The 3,703-nt window shown below is 75.0% G+C and carries 5 protein-coding genes; all 5 read right to left on the bottom strand.

The features are described 5' to 3' along the window. A partial coding sequence (locus PSH25_RS13810) for a PfkB family carbohydrate kinase (protein WP_238659479.1) occupies positions 1-493 on the bottom strand: 493 nt, incomplete at its 3' end. Positions 494-533: 40 nt separating this feature from the next. After that, entirely contained in the window at positions 534-1,226 is a 693-nt protein-coding gene (locus PSH25_RS13805; RefSeq protein ID WP_238659480.1) for a D-sedoheptulose-7-phosphate isomerase, read from the bottom strand. Further along, entirely contained in the window at positions 1,223-2,440 is a 1,218-nt protein-coding gene (locus tag PSH25_RS13800) for a glycosyltransferase (protein WP_238659478.1), read from the bottom strand. Before PSH25_RS13800 ends, PSH25_RS13805 begins: the two co-directional genes overlap by 4 nt. After that, positions 2,425-3,399 (bottom strand): glycosyltransferase, encoded by a 975-nt coding sequence (locus tag PSH25_RS13795; RefSeq protein ID WP_238659477.1) that lies wholly within the window; start codon positions 3,397-3,399, stop codon positions 2,425-2,427. Before PSH25_RS13795 ends, PSH25_RS13800 begins: the two co-directional genes overlap by 16 nt. Continuing rightward, on the bottom strand, positions 3,396-3,703 hold a 308-nt coding region (locus PSH25_RS13790), incomplete at its 5' end, for a glycosyltransferase family 9 protein (protein ID WP_274527440.1). The genes PSH25_RS13790 and PSH25_RS13795, both read right to left, overlap by 4 nt.

Below are 3,703 nucleotides of genomic sequence, written 5' to 3'. Positions count from 1 at the left end.
CCCACACCACCGGCGCGCGGGTGGCGGCCAACGCGTCGCGCAGCGCGGGCTGCCGGGCCACCCCCCGGCCGTAGTCGCTGACCAGCACCGCCGACGCCGCGCCGATCACCCGGAGCACCTCGTCGGAGGGCTGACCCGGCTCCCCGGACGTGCCGCCACGGTCGTGGCGCAACAGCACCCGCCCCCGGGCCCGCAGCCGGATCTTCTCCGGCGTCGCGCCGGAGAGGGCCAGCGGGTACACCTGCACGCCGGCGGCGGCGAGCAGAGCGCTCAACCGTGCCCCGCCGGCGTCGTCGGCGAGCGCGGTCACCAGCACCACCTCGGCGCCCTGCGCGGCGGCGAACACCGCCGCCAGCCCGGCGCCGCCCGGTCGGTCGGTGGCCACGGTCTCGTCGAGCACCGGCACCGGGGAGTCCGGGCAGAGCCGGTTCACCACACCTTCCACATCCCGGTCGAGCAGGGTGTCCCCGAGCACCACCACCGGTCCCCTCACGCTTGCCTCCTCATCCTCACGCGTCGACCCGCTGTCCGGCTCACGCGTCGACCTGCTGCCCGGTCCCGCCGTCGAGCACCACCTCGACGCCGGTGCGCACCGGCGCGGGCTCCCCGGGCCCGGGGTGGACGGTCGCCGGGTCGGCGACCGTCGCCAGCGCCGCGGGCAACTCCTGTTCGAGGTACTCGCAGAGCAGATGACTGGTCACCAGGTGCAGCTCCTGGACCACCTGGGTGTCCGGGGACGCGACGGCCAGCACCTCGTCGCAGGCGTCGGCGAGCGGATTGGGGGCGGTGCCGGTGAGCGCCCAGGTGGTCACCCCGACATCACGGGCGGCCTGCGCGGCGGCGACCAGGTTGGCGCTGGTTCCGCTGGTGCTCAGCAGCAGCAGGACGTCGCCGGGGCGGCCGTGGGCACGCACCTGGCGGGCGTACACGTCGGCGTAGCCGTAGTCGTTGGCGATGGCGGTGAGCGCGCTCGTCTCGGCGTGCAGCGCGATCGCGGACAGCGGTTGACGGTCGTCACGCAGCTTGCCGACCAGTTCGGCGGTGAGGTGCTGGGCTTCGGCGGCGCTACCGCCGTTGCCGGCGACCAGCAGGCGACCCCCGCCGGCCAGCCGGTGGGCCAGGTCCGCGCCCCAGCGCGCCAACTGCCGCTCACACCGGCGGTACGGCACCAGCGCCGCGGCGAGATTCGTCAGGTGGGTGTCGAGCAGGCTGCCCGCCGGCATCAGGCCACCACCCGGGTCGGCCGGCGCACGGCGGCCACCTCGCTGTAGACCTCGACCAGCCGCTCGGCGGTGGCCGCCCACGAGTACCGCGCCCGGGCCCGCTCACGTGCCGCCGTCGCGTACGCGAAGCGCCTGATCCGGTCGTCGAGCAGCCCCTGGATGGCGATGGCCAGCGCGTGCGGGTCCCGGGCCGGTACGAGGTCACCGGTCGTCCCGTCGACCACGGTGTCCCGGATGCCGCCCACGGCCGTGCCGACGACCGGCACCCCACAGGCCATCGCCTCCAGCGGGGTCAACCCGAACGGCTCGTACCAGGGCGCCGCGACCAGCAGGTCCGCCGAGCGGTACCAGCGGCCCATCTCCTCCCGGGGCACCGCGCCGACCAGGTGCACCCGGTCGGCCACCCCGCACGACTCGGCGAGGGCCCGCAGCCGCCGGGCGTACGGGTCGGTCTCCAACAGCCCCTCGGGTGGGCCGCCGACGACCACGCACTCGGCGTCCGGGACCAGCGCCATCGCGCGGATCACCGTCTGGAAGCCCTTGCGCTCGACCAGCCGCCCCACGGTGAGGATCCGGGCCCGTCCCGGTTCCCGGTCGGCGGCCGGTCCGAGCGGGGCGAAGGTGGCGAGGTTGACCCCGGAGGGCACCACCGTCATCCGGGACCGGGGCACGCCCATCCGGACCAGCTCGCCCACCTCGTCGCGGCACTGCGCGACGATCCGGTCCACCGAGCGGCCCAACTCCCGCTCGTAGGAGACCCGTCGGGCCGGGCTGGTGTCCTGCACACCCTGGTAGCGGCGCTTCACCGTGCCCAGCGCGTGGTACGTCTGCACCACCGGCACCCCGGTCTGCCGGCCCGCGGTCAGCCCGGCCAGACCGCTCATCCAGAAGTGCGCGTGGATCACCTCGGGCACCCAGTCGCCGCCGCGCCAGCGCTCGATCAGCCAGTTGCTGAACTCCCGCATGTGCGGCAGCAGCGCGTCCTTGGCCACCGGCTCGGCCGGGCCGGCCGGCACGTGCACCACGTCGTACCCGTCCGGGCTGCGGACGGTCACCGGCAGGTCGGGCGCGTCGCGGCGGGTGTAGACCCGCACCTCGTGCCCGGCGGCGGCGAGCGCGGCGGACAGCTCCGCGACGTGCGTGTTCTGGCCGCCGGCATCCTCCCCTCCGAGGACGGCGAGCGGGCTGGCGTGCTCCGAGATCATCGCGATCCGCATACTTCCTCCTCCAGCAGCCGGTCCCAGTCAGCGAGGAAACGGTCGAGGCCGTACCTGTCGCGCGCGGCGGTCCGCGCCGCCGCTCCGGCCTGACGCGCGGTCGCCGGTTCGGTGATGAACCGGCGGGCGGCGTCGAGCAGGGTGTCGGTCCGGGTGGCGAGCGCCCCCGCCTCCGGGGGCACCGCCATCACCGCCTCGGTGGTGGCGAGCGCGACGACCGGCATGCCGATCGCCATCGCCTCGATGAGGCTGAGCCCGAGGGAGGTCCACCGGCACAGGTGCAGGTACGCCCGCCGCCGGGCCAGTTCGGCGTGCATCCGGTCCTGGGGCACGTCGTCGTGGCTGGTGAGCCGGTCGGCGGGCAGCCCGAGGTGGTCGGCCAGGCCGGCGACACCCATGCCGAACACGTCCAGCGGCGCGATCTCGGCGAACTGGGGCAGCAGGTCGGTGCCGGTGACCCGACCTCGCCGTACCGGCTCGTTGATCACCACGGCGAGCCGGTCCAGCTCGCCGGTGTAGGACGCGGAGGGGGCGACGATGCCGTGGTCGACCACTGTGGTGCGGGTGGCGCCGGTGTCCCAGAAGATCTGGTTGAACCCGGTGACGTGCGCGACGAGCAGGTCGTCGCGGTCGGCCATCGGGTGACGCGTGTTGGGCACGTCGCCCTTGGGGGTGTTGTGTTCGACGTAGATCGCGGGGAGGTCGCGGCCGGGGCGGCGGCGAAGCCACTCCTCGGCCCGGTCGATCTCCTCGGGGCGTTGCAGGATGACCAGGTCGACGTCGGCGCCCGGCAGTTCCTCCGGGGTGACCTCGACCGCGCTGTCCGGCCACGGGTAGGTGCGGGCCCGGCCGAGGCCGTAGGGGCCACGGTCGGGTGTGGTGGGGATCAGGTAGCGGTGGCTGCCGTGCACGAACGACGTGGTCCAGGAGCCGTGCACGTGCCAGAGCAGGATGTTCATCGTCCGCCACCACCGCTGGGGGCGAGCGTCCGGAGCGCGGCGACCACCTCGTCCGGGTCGACGCCACTGAGGCAGGGGTGTCCGGGGACCGGGCAGCTGGCCGCCCGGGTGTCCCGGCAGGGCGCGGCGGCGTCGCCGAGCCGGACGGTGGGCACCCGGTAGGGCCCCCACTGGCCGAACGGGACGGTCGGCGCGAAGAGACTCACCACGGGCACTCTGGCGGCCGCCGCCAGGTGCGCGGGCCCGGTGTTGCCGACCACGACCGCGCCGGCGTCCGCGATGATCGCCGCCAGTCCGGCCAGGG

Source organism: Micromonospora foliorum (genome assembly GCF_022229015.1).
GTDB lineage: Bacteria > Actinomycetota > Actinomycetes > Mycobacteriales > Micromonosporaceae > Micromonospora > Micromonospora foliorum.
This window is presented reverse-complemented; position numbering and strand designations above follow the sequence as displayed.

Bases quoted from the DNA above. Each gene is read 5' to 3' on its own strand.
- PSH25_RS13795 (WP_238659477.1), bottom strand. From the start codon at position 3,399: ATGAACATCCTGCTCTGGCACGTGCACGGCTCCTGGACCACGTCGTTC.
- PSH25_RS13800 (WP_238659478.1), bottom strand. From the start codon at position 2,440: ATGCGGATCGCGATGATCTCGGAGCACGCCAGCCCGCTCGCCGTCCTC.